This is a genomic window from Pseudomonas sp. URMO17WK12:I9, assembly GCF_900230165.1.
In the GTDB taxonomy this organism is placed as follows: Bacteria; Pseudomonadota; Gammaproteobacteria; order Pseudomonadales; family Pseudomonadaceae; genus Aquipseudomonas; species Aquipseudomonas fulva.
Genome location: NZ_OCMQ01000008.1, coordinates 204,631 through 221,875 on the forward strand (window position 1 = coordinate 204,631; position 17,245 = coordinate 221,875).

17 protein-coding genes are annotated in these 17,245 nt (G+C 59.3%); 12 read left to right on the forward strand and 5 right to left on the reverse strand.

Translation table 11 applies throughout. From position 1 onward, the window contains the following. Positions 1-138 precede the first annotated feature (138 nt). From CRP40_RS16865 to CRP40_RS16905, 9 genes are all read left to right on the forward strand, one after another. Complete coding sequence (locus CRP40_RS16865) at positions 139-1,428, forward strand: site-specific integrase (protein ID WP_050587296.1); 1,290 nt, start codon at positions 139-141, stop codon at positions 1,426-1,428. Between the two features lie 3 nt (positions 1,429-1,431). Beyond that, on the forward strand, positions 1,432-1,662 hold the full coding sequence (locus CRP40_RS16870) for a helix-turn-helix domain-containing protein (RefSeq protein WP_081728180.1): 231 nt from the start codon (positions 1,432-1,434) through the stop codon (positions 1,660-1,662). Between the two features lie 81 nt (positions 1,663-1,743). Next, positions 1,744-2,910, forward strand: a complete 1,167-nt coding sequence (locus CRP40_RS16875) for a phage major capsid protein (RefSeq protein WP_239930225.1) — start codon at positions 1,744-1,746, stop codon at positions 2,908-2,910. 130 nt (positions 2,911-3,040) lie between these two features. Continuing rightward, entirely contained in the window at positions 3,041-3,238 is a 198-nt protein-coding gene (locus CRP40_RS16880; protein ID WP_027913670.1) for a hypothetical protein, read from the forward strand. A 409-nt stretch (positions 3,239-3,647) separates the two neighbouring features. Continuing rightward, positions 3,648-4,238, forward strand: coding sequence for a tail assembly protein (locus CRP40_RS16885; protein WP_027913669.1), 591 nt, complete (start codon positions 3,648-3,650; stop codon positions 4,236-4,238). Positions 4,239-4,249: 11 nt separating this feature from the next. Continuing rightward, complete coding sequence (locus CRP40_RS22110) at positions 4,250-4,612, forward strand: hypothetical protein (protein ID WP_027913668.1); 363 nt, start codon at positions 4,250-4,252, stop codon at positions 4,610-4,612. Next, the gene (locus tag CRP40_RS16895) at positions 4,612-5,226 is read left to right on the forward strand and encodes a tail assembly protein (protein ID WP_027913667.1); all 615 of its coding nucleotides are present in this window, start codon (positions 4,612-4,614) and stop codon (positions 5,224-5,226) included. Before CRP40_RS22110 ends, CRP40_RS16895 begins: the two co-directional genes overlap by 1 nt. Positions 5,227-5,721: 495 nt before the next feature. Continuing rightward, the gene (locus CRP40_RS16900) at positions 5,722-8,187 is read left to right on the forward strand and encodes a hypothetical protein (protein ID WP_141400913.1); all 2,466 of its coding nucleotides are present in this window, start codon (positions 5,722-5,724) and stop codon (positions 8,185-8,187) included. A gap of 408 nt (positions 8,188-8,595) precedes the next feature. Beyond that, a complete protein-coding gene (locus CRP40_RS16905) occupies positions 8,596-9,243 on the forward strand; it encodes a trypsin-like peptidase domain-containing protein (RefSeq protein WP_027913665.1) in 648 nt (215 codons plus the stop codon). On the opposite strand, the gene CRP40_RS16910 is transcribed toward CRP40_RS16905, so the two are convergent. Beyond that, positions 9,244-10,299 (reverse strand): diguanylate cyclase, encoded by a 1,056-nt coding sequence (locus CRP40_RS16910; protein ID WP_027913664.1) that lies wholly within the window; start codon positions 10,297-10,299, stop codon positions 9,244-9,246. Positions 10,300-10,544: 245 nt separating this feature from the next. Here CRP40_RS16910 and CRP40_RS16915 point away from each other — a divergent pair, with 245 nt between their 5' ends. Continuing rightward, complete coding sequence (locus tag CRP40_RS16915; RefSeq protein ID WP_027913663.1) at positions 10,545-11,438, forward strand: bestrophin family ion channel; 894 nt, start codon at positions 10,545-10,547, stop codon at positions 11,436-11,438. A 33-nt stretch (positions 11,439-11,471) separates the two neighbouring features. On the opposite strand, the gene phnE is transcribed toward CRP40_RS16915, so the two are convergent. Genes phnE through CRP40_RS16935 form a run of 4 tightly spaced genes read right to left on the reverse strand, consistent with a single transcriptional unit; the run spans position 11,472 to position 14,729 of the window. Then, on the reverse strand, positions 11,472-12,239 hold the full coding sequence (gene phnE, locus CRP40_RS16920; RefSeq protein ID WP_027913662.1) for a phosphonate ABC transporter, permease protein PhnE: 768 nt from the start codon (positions 12,237-12,239) through the stop codon (positions 11,472-11,474). Continuing rightward, complete coding sequence (locus CRP40_RS16925; protein ID WP_027913661.1) at positions 12,236-13,063, reverse strand: ABC transporter permease; 828 nt, start codon at positions 13,061-13,063, stop codon at positions 12,236-12,238. The genes phnE and CRP40_RS16925 overlap by 4 nt, the downstream gene beginning before the upstream one ends. Then, positions 13,057-13,866, reverse strand: a complete 810-nt coding sequence (locus CRP40_RS16930; RefSeq protein WP_050587301.1) for an ATP-binding cassette domain-containing protein — start codon at positions 13,864-13,866, stop codon at positions 13,057-13,059. Before CRP40_RS16930 ends, CRP40_RS16925 begins: the two co-directional genes overlap by 7 nt. Before the next feature lie 8 nt (positions 13,867-13,874). Continuing rightward, positions 13,875-14,729, reverse strand: a complete 855-nt coding sequence (locus tag CRP40_RS16935; protein WP_027913659.1) for a putative selenate ABC transporter substrate-binding protein — start codon at positions 14,727-14,729, stop codon at positions 13,875-13,877. 196 nt (positions 14,730-14,925) lie between these two features. On the opposite strand from CRP40_RS16935, the gene selD reads away from it, so the two are divergent. Then, positions 14,926-15,960, forward strand: a complete 1,035-nt coding sequence (gene selD / locus CRP40_RS16940; protein WP_027913658.1) for a selenide, water dikinase SelD — start codon at positions 14,926-14,928, stop codon at positions 15,958-15,960. Beyond that, the gene (gene mnmH, locus CRP40_RS16945; RefSeq protein WP_027913657.1) at positions 15,960-17,063 is read left to right on the forward strand and encodes a tRNA 2-selenouridine(34) synthase MnmH; all 1,104 of its coding nucleotides are present in this window, start codon (positions 15,960-15,962) and stop codon (positions 17,061-17,063) included. Before selD ends, mnmH begins: the two co-directional genes overlap by 1 nt. The last annotated feature ends 182 nt before the right edge of the window (positions 17,064-17,245 follow it).

A 17,245-nucleotide genomic window follows, 5' to 3' on the forward strand; every position in this document is an offset into this window, starting at 1 on the left:
TGCGCACATCTACCTGGTTGGCCGGAGTCTGTTGGTTTCACACCACAGAGGCGCCCTGATCCGAATCGGCTCATTTGGTCCGAGTCGGCTCATCGGGTCTCGTTCGGTGAAACGACACCCTCACATTGAGGAGCAAGCATGACCACCAAGCACATCATCATCACTGACGCCGAGATCCGTAAGCAGGCCGGACAGCCAGTGCGCCAGTTGCGTGACCCGCGTTACCCCGAACTGCGCTTTCGCTATTCGAGCGTCGATCGCACCCGGGGCGCCTGGCACGTTGTTGTCAGGGGCAAGTGGGGCAAGGCCGGCGATTTCCCCAGCCTGACCACCAAGGCCATGCTGACCGCCCTGCCGGCCATCCTGGCACGCCGTGCCATAGACACCGAGGCCACCTCGCTGACCAGCACATGGAGCCATATCGGTGAGCTGCTGGACTGGTACCTGGACCGCATGCTGCGCGACCGCAACTTGTCGGAGAAGCGCAAGGCCGGCGCGAAGTCGGCCATCACCTGCCACCTGATGCCCCGGCTGCATGACCTGCCGCTGGCAGAGGTGAGCAAAGCCACGCTCGATCAACGTCTGATGTGGCCACTGCAGGAGCGCTACGCCTTATCGTTCGTGCGCCTGGTGTTCAACGTGCTGGCGGTGGCCATGCGCAAGGCACACCGGCTTGGGATGATCGAGCACAACCCCATGGACTCGCTGCGCTTCGGGGATTTCGTCGGGGTGCGGATCAAGCCGAAGTCGTCACGGCTGCGGGAGCGAGACTTACCCGATCTGCTGGCCAAGCTGGCGAACTGGAGTGAGGCGCGGCCCGCTGATGCCCTGCTGGCGCTGATGATGCTGTGTCACGGTACCCGCCTGGGCGAAACGCGTAGCGCGCTGTGGCGCAATGTCGATCTGCAGGCCGGCCAGTGGTTCATACCCGCCGACGACACCAAGACCAAGCAGAACCACACCCTGCCGCTGACCCGCCAGGCCTGCGCACTTCTGAGCCGCTATCAGGCCCAGCAGGTCGCCCGAGGCTACCAAGGTGCCTACCTGTTCCCAGCCAGCCGGCGTGGGCCCCTGGGCGCCACGGCAGCCAGCCAAGTGTTTGCCGAACTGAGCGACCGGCAGTGGACCAGCCATGACGTGCGCAAGGTCGCCCGCACTTGTTGGATGGACCTAGGTGTTGATTACCTGGTGGGCGAGATGCTGGTGAACCACGCCCTGCGCAACATGGATGCCACCTACATCCACACCACCGCCGAAGCCCTCAAGCGCCAAGCACTGGAACGCTGGCACGACCAGTTAGACCGACTCGGGTTGAACGCACTTACAGGCGAGACATACCCGAGACACGAAGTTTCGCAAAAACAGCCACAAGCCACAGACCACGCGGCCTCTGGCAATAATCCGGATGCATCACAGAGGAGCATGTAAATCATGGTCGACGTTGAGCAGGACGTTACCCAGCGCTTGGCCCAGGCCGGCGTCACACCGCTAATCGGTGGCCTGGTGCCAGAGCCAGCAACGGCGGACCTGCTGGGGTATGCACCCAGCTACTTGCGCCGCCTGGCTGCTGAGGGGCGTTCACCCCTGCCGTTCGTGCGCCGGGGCAACCGCAGGTTCTACAAAATAGCCGACATAGTGCGCTTTGCGACGGATACCGACTGAGGACGTCGAAGTTAACCGCTGACCGGGGTGTGCGTGCGCGCATAGGGTAGACGGCATCGTTTACACACCCCGGAGAACCCCATGCCAGATCCCTATCAGCAGGACATGACCCAGCTGAATCAAACGCTGCAGAACATCGGTACGCAGATCGCTGACTTCAAATCCTCCTCTGCAGAGAAACAAACCGAGTTCGGCGCCCGCCTTCAAGAAATCGAGCAGAAGATGGTGAATGTCAGCGCCCGCCGAGGCGCGAACGATGACACCGCCGACTCCAATGTCGTGACCGCCCAGGTAGTGGCCGCTGATGGTATCGCCGGTTTCCGCAACGGTATGAAGTCCACCGGCCAGATCAGTTGCAAGGTCGGCGTGCGTGCTGCGATCACCAATCCCAACAAAGGCGTCACTGGCTCGACCAGCTACCCAACTGCCCCGCAACGTGATGGCGCCGGCATCCGCGGCATTCCGCAGCCGCGGCTCAGCTTGCTGGATGTGCTGCCGATCGTGCCGGTCACCAGCGCCACTTACGAGTTCGTTCGCCTCGACGGCTACATCAACGGCGCGGCTTACCAGAAAGAAGAAGGTGAGCAGAAGGCCGAAGGGTCGATGCCAACCAAGATGGAGCGAGCGGAGATTGCCACCATCGCCACCTGGATTCCGGCGAGCCTCCAGGTGTTGCAGGACAGTGACCAGCTTGAGGGGCAGATCAACACGCTGATGAGCGTGGGGGTTCGCCAGAAGCTGGAGGCCGAGCTCATCAACGGCGAAGGTGGACCAGGTGAGATCCTCGGGTTCAAGAAGCAGGCCACCGCCGCCGGCATCACCACCGGCAAGCCAGCTGATCGCATCGGCGCTGCCCTCACTGACCTCAAGGCCGAAGGTTGGAACCCGAACGTTATCGTGATGAACCCGCGTGACTGGTTCGCCATCGAGAGCGAGCGCGCCGAGGGCGGCGACGGTCAGTACGTTATCGGCACACCACGCGATCCAGCGCCACCAAGCCTGTGGGGCACACCCGTGGTGGTCACCAACGGTATGCCACAAGGCGAAGCGTTGATCCTGGACACCTCTGTGGCAGCCCTGCTGGATCGGCAGGAGGTGACCGTGGAAGCAAGCCGTCACGATGGCGACAACTTCAAACGCAACCTGGTCACCATTCTGGCGGAGCTGCGTGCCGGCCTGGCCGTCTTCGCGCCAAGCGCTACCCGCCTGGTAACGCTCGGTACCGTCCAGGCCAAGTCGTCCAAGTAATGCTTGGCGTGGGTCAGCTGCGAGTGCCACGGACCCAATAACCGCAGCAGTCGGAGCCCCATTTCATCCTTTCAAGGTGATCCGACACTGGCCCGCCATGCGGGCCTTTCTATTCACTCTGGAGAAGATCATGCGCCATACCCACTTACCCAAGCCTGTTCAACGAGCCCTCAACCAAATCGCCCACAGTCGCGCCCTGTTGCGCCAGATGGAGGAGCGTGAGCGATTGAGCAAAGAGATTGATCGGCTGCTGGCCAGCGGCCTGAGCGCAGCAGAAGCGCTCGAGCAGATCCGATCGGCGCCGCCGTACGAAGCCCCGGACTACTGAGGGGGGCGGGTCGAAAGTCTAGGAGGTCCGCTGCCCTAGACCGCTCCCGACCCCACGTACAGATTTTTTTCCTTTAACAAAAAAATGTTAAAGCGGCTTTAACAACCATGCCGAACGTGCATGACCCTGGAAGCTAGTAATTCAGCGGCCTTGAGCCAAATTGAGACGGCCTGGCGAATGTTAAAAGTGTTAAACCCTTTAACACCAAAAATTAACGCTTTAACACCCTCTGGTAAGTGCAAGGATCGCCAGCAGCCGGGCGTGTCTGGCTCGCCTGCCCTCGCTCTGTAATGACTAACTGCGCAAATTTATGAGGTTATCCAATGTGGAGTGAGAACAATTGCACCCTCATCGCCAAGATCTGCAAGGCCGGCTTCTGTTGTGAACCCTTCAATAATCGGAGTTGCCGATGAAGCGAAAGATCAAGCTCTACGGCGTGCTGCGCCAGCGTTTCGGCCGCCAATACATCCTCGATGTGCACACCCCGCGGGACGCCATCCAGGCGCTCTGCGAAATGGTTCCAGGCTTCGAAAAGTTCCTGCTCACTGGGGAGGAGCGCGGCTTGGTGTTCACCGTTTTTTCCGGTAACCGGAATCTCTGCGCCGACGATCTGGATCTCAAGGGCGACGATGTGGGTGATATCCGAATCGCGCCGATCATCCAAGGCAGTAAGCAGGCAGGCGTGTTTCAGACGATCCTGGGCGCAGTTCTTATCGTTGTCGGTGTGATGTACGACTGGAGCGGAAGCACTTCAACCGTGGGCATGGCAATGATCGCTGGCGGTGCTGCTATGGCCGCATCGGGCGTAGTGCAGATGCTCTCACCTACGCCCAACACGGGCGGCCTGGACCGCAACGAAGACGGCAACAATCCCAGCTATGGATTCGGCGGGGCGGTTACAACGATTGCCCAGGGCAATCCCTACCCGGTGCTGTACGGCGAGCGGGAGATTGGCGGGGCCGTGGAGTCTGGCGGCATCTACACACAAGACCAGCTGTAGACGAGGCACACATGACCACCGAAATTTCGAAGTCATCCTTTCAGCAGCGATTCGCTCAAGCATGCAAATCGGAGCATTTTACTCTGCATGAATGCGGCCCCTGCTATTCGCTATGGAATGTGCAGCACGTCAAGGACGGTAGCCACGCACGCCTTGACGGCGTTTTCTTCACAGAGGAGGAGGCGCATATCTCCGCCGACCTTCTCCGAGGCACTATGTGTGGAGCGCGAGCATACAAGGTCATTTATGCCCCTACCTGGAGGCCCGACCCGGCCCGGGAGGCCGCAATCCGCCTGGAGGCGTTGCAGTGCCGCGAGATGCTTGCACGGCGCCTGGGCGTAAAACATACAACCCGCGAATTGGAGAATTCCTGATGGCTGCAGTCGTACGAAGCAATCCGACCATGACCACCGTCTACCTGTCCGGCCCCCTGATCCGGAAGTTTTTCCGCAAGAAGGATTACCTGCTGGACAGCCAGAATACCTGGGAGGTGTTTCGAGCCTTGAAGGCAACGCTGGCAGGATTCGAGCAAGAGATTAAGCGCCTCGAGGCCATGGGCATGAGGTTTGCGATATTCCGCAATCGAAAGAATGTGGGAGAAGACGATTTCGAGCGTGGTGGCGCAACTGAGGTGCGTATCGTTCCGGTGGTTGAAGGCAGTAAGCGGGGTGGCGGCTTACAGACGGTCCTCGGGGTGGTACTCATCGCCCTGGCCTACTTCAACCCGTTTGGGTACTTCTCAGGGCCAGCTGTTAGCGCGATGTATGCGGCAGGTGCTGCAAACGTCGCTGGTGGCGTGATGCAGATGCTAAGCCCGCAGGCACGCGGATTGTCACAGAGTGGCGCGCCGGAAAACTTGCCGTCCTACGCCTTCGGTAGCGCCAAGAACACCATCGCCAGCGGCAACCCTGTCCCGATCTGCATCGGTGAACGCCGCTGGGGCGGGGCGATCATCTCGGCATCGATCTACGCAGAGGACAAGGCTTAAAGTGAGCCAGCATCACTTTCAATACCCCAAATCCGGGGTGTGGGGGTGTCCTCAGTTCTGAGGACACCAGAGACCGTACGGTTACTCGCGGCGCACAATTTTACGTAGCTACATTGGCGTCTCTGGAGCCGCCTGCCCGATTGACCTAAGCTTGTGGACATATTGCGGCGCCAATCACTCCAAAAAAACTCGTTTCTACCGCTCAACCCCTCTCGCCCTAACGAAAAAGTATCGGGACGGAATAACCCCCTGCTTCGTATACCCACGCCCCTCGCCTGCACTGCCGTACCGACTGTGTCCGCCCAGGCCTAGATCCCAAGTAAATCTCGTTGACCAAGATACGCCAGAGCATGCTGGCGCATAGCTTGCACAGATCCTTAGCCTATGGATATGCTCGCCGCGAATCCGTTCGCCACCGCTGACAGTTGGACAGCTTTTCGGCGAGACGTCTAAAAAGGTGACATCAATGTTGCCCAAAGATAAAAGGAGTTATAGATGGAGTTGGTTAACCAGTTCAAAATTAGCGAAGAGGATGCTTCGTTGATTATTGCTGCTGTCGCAAATGGCGCGGTCAACTTGTTGCTTGGCGCTGGTGGAAGCTATGGCGCTACCGGCGGTGACGGAATGGAACTAAAAGGTGGCGCGGACTTAGCCAATGAGCTGAATGATAATTTTAATCTCGGACTGGATGATACAGAGCGATGGAACTTGCCGCTGGTGTACGGGGACATCGAAAGCTCCAGCAAATCCAAAGCGACATTGAACCACTTCCTCAGTAAACGCTTTGTAGGTTGCCGCCCCACTTGGCAAAGCGTACTACACGATTTACCCTGGAAAAGAATTTGGACACTAAACATTGATGATATCTTAGACAAGTCCAAGAGCCGAGGCACTCTACCAAAGCTTGAATCCCATTTGTGGTGTGAACCTTATAAGCCTCGCCCACTGGCGAAGGGCGATCTGCAGGCTGTATATCTACACGGAAAAGCGAGCAGATTGTCAGAAAAACCTGACCATCTAATATTCTCATTAAAAGAGTACGTCTCCCGAAACGAAAACACACCTGGCTGGCATGCAGAATTCCGCTCTGAGTGGGTAAAAAAACCATTTATAGTTTGTGGAGCAAGGCTCCAAGAAGAAGTAGACCTGATAACCGTACTAGAGTTTGGAAACCGGTCACGAGAGAGAGGAGGATGCCCTTCAATTATTGTATTAAGCAGTATGAATACTGGGCAGATTACGAGATTTGAGCGCCAGGGCTTGATACCGGTCGTAGCAAAAGGCAAAGATTTTTTTGAGGCATTGCTGAAGGATCTGGTCGAATGGAAAAAACAGCATCCTGAAGTCAGCAAGGAATTAGCTGCGGCGCGAGAAGAAGTGAGAGCGAAATTTAAACAACTCACTCTGAATGTAATTCCGCCACGCAAGCCCTTAGACTTTTATGCATCAGCTGAAACTCAGTGGATCCATATCCTCCAGGACTTAGACGCGCCCTCAGTTGCGGCGATGCAAAGCGCACAGTTGCTATCCGAGATTTCCGCTAGAGCAATCGTTCGCGCCGCCCTTATTTATGGAGGCTCTGTCAGCGGAAAGTCTGCTGCTGCGCTACGCGTAGGTCGAGAACTGATAGAGCAAGGCTACGAGGTCTGGTCATTTAGGGGCGAGGAGCGTTTTAACGAATCGGATATAGTCGAATATGCACAAATCAACAGAGTTGCTTTTATTTTCGATGACTGCGCCGACTTCTCAAGCTCATTAAAAACATCAATAAACTTGGCAATAGCCAACGGTTGTGACCTCCGTTTAGTTGTGACATGTGACGCTCATAGAGTACGCGCTGTGCGCGCAGACTTAGCAGGTGCCGAATATCAAGAATTTCATCTTTCCCCGCTAGACAAGAAAGACTTCAATAGCATTTTCACAAAGCGGAGCAAGAAGGGTCGTCTGGGTACACGCAGCTCACTAACTCCCAACCAAGCTTGGAAAGAATTTAAAAAAACATACGACTGCCAATTACTTGAGTGGCTTGAAAGCTTAGAAAACGCTCATTCATATAGAGCAGCGATTGTTCAGTTGCTTGCCAATCCAGAATCAGTACCTCACGGCACCATCCCTCTAATAGTGTCCGCCGCTGCCGTACATCGATTCGGCTACTCACTTCCCTTCGACTTTGCAAACGGTTTCCTGGGCAAGAACGAAATTGAGTCAGTGTTTGATCAAGACTCAATTCTCGGTGAAATTGGCTATCTTGACGACAAGGGTCTTAGGCTTAGAAGTAGTGCCTTCTCTCAGTTTGTGTGGAGCCAAATTGGTCGTGAAGAGCGGTTCAGCCTCTCGCTTAAAATCGCACGCGCGCTTGCTCCGTTGGTCGTCCCGCAAAGCATAGCGCGCCGTACTCAGCCATATCTTATTATTCGCGCATTAATGGACCATGAGACCATCCAAAAAGACTTGGGCGCTGATGCAGACTCTTGGTACGCTAACTTAGAAAATTCCTGCGGTTGGAACGCCAGATACTGGGAGCAGAGAGCATTACTGGCTAGCAATAATGACCAAGAAGGGTTAGCTTATTCTTACGCTAAAAAAGCCGTATCGATTCTGGAGCACGACCCATTCCCTCACACCACGCTGGGAAAGGTTTGCGTGAAGATAGGCGTCAATAGGAAGGATTCTGTAGGGGTTCAACGCTTCTGGGAGGGCGTCGATGAGCTCAAGGCCTCAAGGGACCTTTCAACCCAAAGCGGGTTAGAGTGGGAACATCCATACGTAACCTTTTTCACATACGCCCTTCGTGCAATAAAGTTACCTCACTTTAATAAAGAGGTAGAAAAGCTTTCCATACAATGGAAAGCGTGGATGAAGGCAGCGCTCAACTCCGAAGCTCTGATTTTTGATGAGCAAGGGAAATCCTCATTGGAGGCCTATCAGCGGAGGTGGATCATGAGCGCTGTGAGTGGCTAGCTGACCGCATGGGGAGTAAAGAGCATCCATTTTGTGAGTAGGATTGTGAGTATGATATAACAACACGAACCTAAAACTCATAATTACCAAGGCCTATAGCCAAGTATTCGAGTCTCCCTCGGGCACCAAATCCGAAAAAGCCGACCTTAAATGGTCGGCTTTTTTTTTGCGCCGAAAAAACCATTCAGTGCAGCACATTTGCTTGGCGCCAGCCCATTGATTTGCTGGTGACTGACCATGCAGCAATGCTATTGGCCAGTGGCCATACCCGCCGCCTACCCTCACTTCGTCGGATAAAAGCCGAACGTATTGCCTAGCTGATGGCATTTAGCCATAGTGCGGCTCCTCTCAATCCCCTCCCCCCTCGTGTGACCAATGAAAACAACCGCGCCCTGTATGGCGGCAATGATGCTGCTAAGTGGGTGCAATGGAGTGCCAACGTCCTACGTTTCAGACCCGGTCTACAGTCAAGCTTTCGTGGTGACGTCCGGGGCACCGCTGCCCATGCTGCTGATGGCAAGCGCCATCCAGTGGAACGCAGATTATGCCGTCACCGCCAAACACACGCCTTTCCTGCGCAACGTGGTCCACGAAGGACTAGGCGATGTGGTGTTCTTCAAGCACAAAGCCAGCGAAATACCGCACTGGCGACAATATATGCCTGGAGAAACGGTCACGGCAGTGGGCTACAACAGCTTGATGATGCCCGTACAAGGCAAGGGCCACGCGCTCTCGTCACTGGTCCGGCTCGATGGCACCCCTGGCAGCGTGTTCTATTCGGTGCACGACGGGCCGATCACCAAAGGGATGTCTGGCGGCCCGGTATTCGCCGATGACGGTAGCGTGGTAGGGATCAACATCGCCATCATCCCTACCAGCGGCATCGATGCCATCAGACGACCGGACCTGGTGGGCAAGGACCGGGTCAGTGTGTTCATGTCCTTCAGCGAGATCGACAAGGAATGGCGGCGCTACCAGTACATGCTGGCGCGCAAGTCCAAACCCGCGGCCCCAACATCGATCAAGGGCTTCGTGGCCGTTGCAGCAAAACCCTGATCAGGCGGGCTCAGAAGCCTGGGGCGCCAGGACGATGCAATTTCGGCCGGCGCGCTTGGCGGCATACAACGCCATATCGGCGGCGTGCAGCCAGGCCTGGGCATCGGTAATGCCTGCATGATAAGGGGCGATGCCGATACTCAGGCTCAGGGTAAGGTGCGGCAGCGCCGGGTCGCGGAACGCCTCCACGGCCAGGCGCAGCCGCTCCAGCACATCCCTTGCTTGCCCTGGCGTCGTATCGGGCAGCATCACGCAGAATTCGTCTCCTCCGTAGCGGGCCGCAGGGTCGTGCTTGCGCAGATGGAAGGAGAGCGTGGCACTGATCACCCGCAGGATGTTGTCACCCACCTGGTGGCCATGACGATCATTGACCTGTTTGAAGTGGTCCACGTCGATCAGGGCAAGGCAACTGCTCCCGGCGTTAGCTCGGCAACGCGCGAATTCGCGCAGCAGCAGTTCCTGCCACGCCCCATGGTTGCTCAGGCCCGTAAGGCTGTCGGTCTGGCTCATGCGGGCCAGTGCACGTTTATGCTGGCCCAATTGGACAGTCACCTGATAGCAGATCATGCCAATGGCCATGGGGTAGATCAGCAGGATCGGCAGACACGCCAGCATCTGCACCTGCGTGGTGGCCGGAAAAAGCGGCGGCGCGAACAGCCACAGGCCCAAGGCGATGCCGATGCCCTGGGCAATCACCGTTCTGATCAACAGGGGCCAGCCACCTGCCGCGATCTTGTCCATGGCAATCATCGACAGGATGATCACGCTGGGCAAAGGATTGAGCCCCATGGCACCCGCCCAGCAACCCCCGGCGAATCCATCGACCACCAAGTTACGCTGCTCGGTCTTGTAGGGCTGGGCAGAAACCCGGGCTATCTGAAACGCAAGGTGCGGCCAGACAAAACCGTGTGCCAGTAACAGCGCCCACACCCACCACTCTGGCTGCAATGGCGCAATGCCGATCAATACACAAAAAAAGCCGAGGCCGGTTCCGATGGCGCGTGGTGCATACATGCGTTTGGCGAAGGAAAGGCCCGTGCCGGTGCGCTCGATCATGGCGGGATACCGAGAAAATAAGGCGGAAGGTGCAGGGTACAGCTGCGGAGCATGTGCATGCTGAGGCAAGGCATTGTGCCACCATCCAAATCGGGCCGGCAAACGCGTCTGGATGAAATGCACACACCCATTCGGATATCACGCCAGCACTTGTCAGCCCCACACGCGTTGCAACAACCTCATGCAGAACCTTCGGCGGGACTCAGCGTCCCATCCAAGGTCCTGAACCCGTAAAGGTGCGCCATTTGAAAGACGTCATCATCCGCAAATACCGCCTGGTCGTGAAAACCTTCGGCTACATCGGTTGGTCACTGTTCTGGCTGCTGATCTGGGACGTGCTGGTCACCATTGATTTCATGCTGTTTCTCAACAGCAAGTTCACCCTGCCCCTGATCCCTCTTTCATTGATGGGTTCGGCGCTGGTCGTGCTGGTGAGCTTTCGCAACAGCAGCGCCTACAACCGCTGGTGGGAGGCCCGTACCCTGTGGGGCGCGCTGGTCAACAGTTCCCGCAGTTTCGCCCGTCAGACGCTGACGCTGATCGATGACCCTGACGATGGATTAAATCCGGTCAAGGCGACCCTGCTGCGTCGGCACATCGCCTATATCAATTGCCTGGCCGCACACCTGAAGGGGGAAAAATGCCCACAAGAGCTGGTGGCGTTTATCCCTGAGGCAGAATTCGAGCGGCACCACGGTTCCAACAATTTTGCCAATGACATCTTGAGTGGTTCCGCCGCGTTACTGGCCAGGGAATATCAGGAGGGCCGGCTGGACAGCATCCGTCTGGCTCGCCTTGAGTCCACCCTGGTGGACTTGTCCAATGCACAAGGTGGCATGGAGCGCATCGCCAATACGCCACTGCCCTACCCTTATGTGTATTTCCCTCGGTTATTCATCACGCTGTTCTGCCTGATCGTACCGGTCGGCCTGGTAGAGTCGCTGGAATGGTTCACGCCCCTGGCCTCCACAGTTGTTGGCTTCATGCTGCTGGCGATCGAGCGCATCGGGACCGACTTGCAGAGCCCGTTCCGCTTCAGCGAACACCAGATCCAGATGGATACCATCTGCGAGACGATCGAGCGCAACCTGGAATCGATGCAGCGTGGCGCGCAATCGGGCGAGGCGGTGAGCGCCTGAGAACGGGCAGCGGTCACAGGGCCGCTGGCCTGATCAGGCCCTTACAAAACGCTGGCGCAGTACATCACTGAGCGCATCGACCAGAAACACCAGCGCCAGCATTCCAATGATCACCGTACTGGCCTGGGCCTCCTGGAACAGGCTCAAGGTGGTGTAGAGCAGCTGTCCCAAGCCTCCGGCACCGACGAAGCCCAGTACACTGGCCATGCGTATGTTGTTTTCCCAACGGTACAAACTGTAGGCAAGCAATTGCGGCCACAGGTTGGGCAAGGTGCCGTAGCAGAAGGCTGCTACCTGCCCCGCGCCTTGCAGGCGTAAGGCTGCTGCAGGTTCGGGCGAGGCGTTTTCCAGCGCTTCGGCAAACAGCCGTCCCAGTACGCCAGCGGTGTGCAGCGCCAACGCCAGGGTGCCGGCGTTTGGTCCCAGTCCAGCTGCCAGCACCGTCAGCGCGGCCCATACCAGCTCCGGAATAGCGCGCAGGGCATTGAGCAGCAACCGGGCCAGCGCCCGCAGCGGCCAGCCAAAGCGGCCTGCCGCCGGCAGCGCCAGCAACAGGCCCATGATGGCGGCCAGCAACGTGCTGATGCCAGACATGGCCAGGGTCTCCAACGCGCCCTGCGCCACGGCTCGCAGATGCTCGCTGGACAGGTCCGGGGCCAGGAACCGCCCGGCATACTGGCCCATCTGGGCCAGCCCACCGTTGCCGATCAAGGCACCGAAATCCAACCCCAGGTAAGCGAACGAGCCGACGATGGCTGCCAGCAGCGCGGCCAACAGGGCCAGGTTGATGAGCCGATTCATGCAAGCCTCCAGCGCAATAACCGGCTGAGCCCATCGGCAAGCATCACCAAGACCAGGAACGTCAGCAACATGCTGGCGACCTCGGCGCCAGCGAACATGCGCATGGACAGGTCGATCTGCTGACCCAGACCGCCGGCCCCCACGAACCCCATCACCACCGATGCCCGTACTGCACATTCCCACCGATAGACCGTGTAGGACACCGCTTCGCTGGCGGCATTGGGCAGGATGCCGTAGAAAAAGGCAGCCAGCCGTCCACTGCCCGCCTGCAACAAGGCGTGGGCAGGCCGTTGGTCCACCGATTCGAAGATTTCCGCATACACCTTGCCCAGCATGCCGCTGTAGGTAATGGCAATTGCCAGCACGCCGGCCGTGGGCCCCAGGCCTACGGCGCGCACGAACAACAGTGCCCAGACGATTTCAGGCACGCTGCGCAGGAAGATCAGCACCCCCCGTACGGGCAGCCGCACCAGGCGCGACCAGACACCCGGGCGCCCGCCACGTGAGGCAGCGCTCAGGGACAAGGCGCGGCTGGCCAGCAACCCTGCCGGCACGGCCAGCAGCCAGGCGAGTACCATGCCAGCGGTGGCCACAGCCAAGGTCTGTAGCGTGGCCTCCAGCAATAGCTCGAGAAAGTCGCGTTCATGTGTCGGTGGCCAGAATGCCCCCGTGAAACGTGCCATCTGCTCGCGGTTTTCGGCCTGCAACAGCACGGCCGGATTGAGCTCGCTCAATTGGATACCCGGCCACAGGACCGCGATGGCCAGCAACCCGATCAGTACCCTCGGCACCATTGCCGGATCACGGCGACTGGCGCTCAGCATCTGGGCAACTGCACGTGGGGGCTTGTAGCATCAACACCACGTCCAGCCTCCAACTGCTCGTTGGCATACAGCGCCTGCAGCAGCTCGTCGGTCACCGCCTGGGCCGGGCAGTCGAACAGCACGCGCCCTTCGCGAATGCCGATCACCCGGGGAAAGTGGGCCAATGCCAAATCGACCGCGTGCAGGCTGGCCACCAACGCCACACCAGTGGCCTGGGCATGCCGGTTGAGCAACGCCAGGCTGTGATCAGCCAATACTGGGTCCATCGCCGACACTGGCTCGTCGGCAAGCACGATACGAGGTTGCTGATAAAGCACCCGCGCAATACCTACTCGCTGAAGCTGGCCACCCGACAGTTGACCGCACTGCACGAACAGCTTGTCTGCAAGACCCAGTTCGGCCAGGGCCTGGCGCGCACCAGGCACATCGCAGGGATACAGCAGGTTGAGCAGACTGCGACCAAGCCCCCACTGGCCCAGGCGGCCCGCGAGCACCGCAGTGACCACCCGCTGGCGCGGCGGCAGCGGCGGCGCCTGGTGAACCAGGCCTACCTGGGCCCGCAGGCGCTGCCGGGCCCCTGTCGACAACGCCCATGGCTGCTGCCCGAGCACCTCCAGACGACCGCTGCTAGGCCTGGTCGCCGTGGCCATCAGGTGCAGCAAGCTGGACTTGCCGGCCCCCGATGGGCCGATGATCGCGACGCGCTCAGCCTGCGCGATGCGCAAGGTCACGCCCTCCACGGCGCGCACCGCGCCATGCCGCAAGCTTGCACCTTGCAGCGCGATGACTGCCTCAGAAGGCACGGCAGACGTCACTTGAGCAAGCCGGCCTCGCGGGCGGCCTGCTCGGTGCCCGCGTAGTTTTCCGGTTTGGTTTCGATGAAGCGGCTGGCCGCCTGCAGGTCGAGAATGGCTTTTTGCTCTGGGTCGGCAGGGTCGAGGTTCAGGAAGGCCTGTTTGATCTTCTCCTTGAGTGCCGGGTCCATGTTGCCACGCACCGTCCAGTTGTAGTCGAAATAGGTCGGGGTCGTGGCAAACACGCGCACCTTGGCGGTATCGACCTTGCCGGCGTCCACCAGCTTCTGCCAGACGCTGGCGTTGAGCACACCGGCATCGACCTTGCCAGCCTGCACCCAGGCCACGGTGGCGTCATGGGCACCGGAATAGGCGACGCGGCTGAAGTACCCTTCAGGCTTGATGTTGTCCTGCTTGAGCATGAAGTAGCGTGGCATCAGGCTACCGGACGTGGAAGAAACGGACCCGAAGGCGAAGGACTTGCCCTTGAGGTCCGCAAGGCTTTTCACCGCAGGGTCGGCAGTGATGAACTTGGAGGTGAACTGGGCGTCCTGCTCGCGTTGCACAAGCGGCGTGGCCGTCGGATCCTTCAGGTGCACCTGCACGAACGTGAATCCGCCCAGCCACGCCAGGTCCAGCCGATCGGAGGCCAGCGATTCGACCACGGCCGGATAGTCAGCCACCGGCACGAACTTCACCTGCATGCCCAACTGTTTGGACAAGTATTCGCCCAGGGGTTTGAACTTGCGTTGCAGTTCGGTGGGCGCCTCGTCAGGAATGGCGCTGACACGCAGTGTCTCTGCCGCCTGGACGGCCAGGGCACAGCAGGACAGCACCAGGCTGGCGGCGAGCGCCATAGGACGTTTGAGCATGGGTTTCTCCGGTTCAATAGCGGGGAATGGGGGCGAATTCGAGGCTGCGCGCAGTAACAGGCGGCGCATGTGCGCTGCCTTGCCGACGTGCAGGTTGCAGCTCGATGCAAGTCATTGACCCAACGATTATAAGAGCCGCAGGCCCAATGACCAGCTTTGCTACAATCGGGCGATAAATTGACCTGCCGAGGTACACATGAGCGAGCCGATTCGCCTGACCCAGTACAGCCACGGTGCCGGCTGTGGCTGCAAGATATCCCCCAAGGTGCTGGACGTCATCCTGGCCGAAAGCGGTGCCCAGGCCCTGGACCCGAAACTCTGGGTCGGCAATGCGTCGCGCGACGATGCCGCCGTGTATGCCCTGGACGAGGAGCGCGGGGTGGTGTCGACCACCGACTTCTTCATGCCCATCGTCGATGACCCCTACGATTTCGGCCGCATCGCGGCAACCAATGCCATCAGCGATATCTACGCCATGGGCGGCGATCCACTGATGGCCATCGCCATCCTGGGCTGGCCGGTCAACGTCCTGGCACCCGAGGTTGCTCGTGAGGTAATCCGCGGTGGCCGGGCTGTCTGCGCCGAAGCCGGCATCCCGCTTGCTGGTGGTCATTCCATCGACGCCCCCGAGCCGATTTTCGGCCTGGCGGTAACCGGCGTGGTCAGCAAGCGCCATCTCAAGCGCAACGACACCGCCACGGCGGGCTGCCGCCTGTATCTGACCAAGCCGCTCGGCATCGGCATCCTCACCACTGCCGAGAAGAAAGCCGTGCTGCGCGAGCAGGATCGAGGCGTGGCGCGCGACTGGATGTGTACCCTGAACACGCCGGGCAGCCGATTTGGCAAGCTCGACGGGGTCAAGGCCATGACGGACGTCACCGGGTTCGGCCTGCTCGGCCATCTGGTTGAGCTTGCAGAGGGCAGCGGCCTGACCGCACACCTGGACTACGCCAAGGTGCCCCGCCTGCCGAGTGTCGAGCACTACCTCGCGGCCGGCTGCATTCCGGGGGGTACGCTGCGCAACTTCGAGAGCTACGGGCACAAGATCGGCGCGCTCAGTGACGATCAGAAGCACTTGCTGTGTGATCCGCAGACCAGCGGCGGGCTGCTTGTGGCCGTGACCCCGGAGGGTGAAGACGCATTTCTCGCGGCAGCCGCCGACCTGGGCTTGCAGCTGTCGCCTATCGGCTATCTGGCAGAGCGACAGAGCCACGCAGTCGAGGTCGCCTGATGCGGCCAGACTGCACCGATTTCCGTCAGTTGTTCCTCGACGATGTGCCGATGATGGACATGCGCGCGCCCGTCGAGTTTGCCAAGGGCGCCTTCCCCGGCGTGATCAACCTGCCCCTGATGAACGATCTGGAACGGCAGAAGGTGGGCACCTGCTACAAGCAGCAGGGCCAGGCTGCCGCCATCGCCTTGGGTCATCAACTGGTGGGCGGCGCCACCAAGCAGGCCCGTCTGGAGGCGTGGGTGGCCTTCACCCAGGCTCACCCGGAAGGCTATCTGTATTGCTTTCGTGGTGGCCTGCGTTCACAGATCGTCCAGGGATGGTTGCGCGATGAAGCCGGTATTCGCTACCCGCGTATCAGCGGGGGCTACAAGGCGATGCGCAACTACTTGCTGGAAACCACGGAGCAGGCCGTCAGCGAGTGTGATTTCGTACTGGTTGGCGGCTTGACCGGGACTGGCAAGACCGACGTGTTGCAGCAGCTGGGCAACGTGCTGGACCTTGAAGGCCATGCCAATCATCGCGGTTCGAGCTTTGGCAAACGCGCCACCGGGCAACCGGCCCAGATCGACTTCGAGAACCAGCTGGCCATCGATGTGCTGAAAAAGCGCGCGCAGGGTATCGGCCAATTCGTGTTGGAGGATGAAGGGCGCATCGTTGGCAGTTGCACGGTGCCTTTGTCTTTGTACCAGGGCATGCAGCAGTATCCGCTGGTGTGGCTGGAGGACAGTTTCGATGGCCGGGTCGAGCGCATCCTGCGCGACTATGTCATCGACCTCAGTGCCGAGTTCATCGCCCTGCATGGCGAGCAAGCCGGGCTGCACTTGTTCGCGCAGCGCATGCTGCAGAGCATGGCCAACATCCGCAAGCGCCTGGGCGGAGAGCGCCATCAGCGGCTCACGGCGCTGCTGGAGCAGGCTTTGGAAGAGCAATTGCGCAGTGGCTGTGTGGACCTGCACCGAGGTTGGATCGAGGGGCTGCTCAACGAGTACTACGACCCGATGTATGCCTATCAGCGTGAGGCGAAGGCCGAGCGGATCGAGTTTGTTGGGGATGCTGTGCAGGTGCGGGAGTATCTGGCGCAACGCGCGCGGCGCAAGTAGGGTCTGAGCCGGGGCTGCCAGGCAGCTGCCAGCTCTCGCTCTTACTCGACTCTGGCCTTTGATCTTGATCTTGATCTTGACCTTGACCTTGATCTTGATCTTGCTTTTGATCTTCGCGACTTCAGAAGGCCGAACGCAGGTCTTGCGGAGGGAGGTGACAGGCATGGATGCCTGTCAAGCGC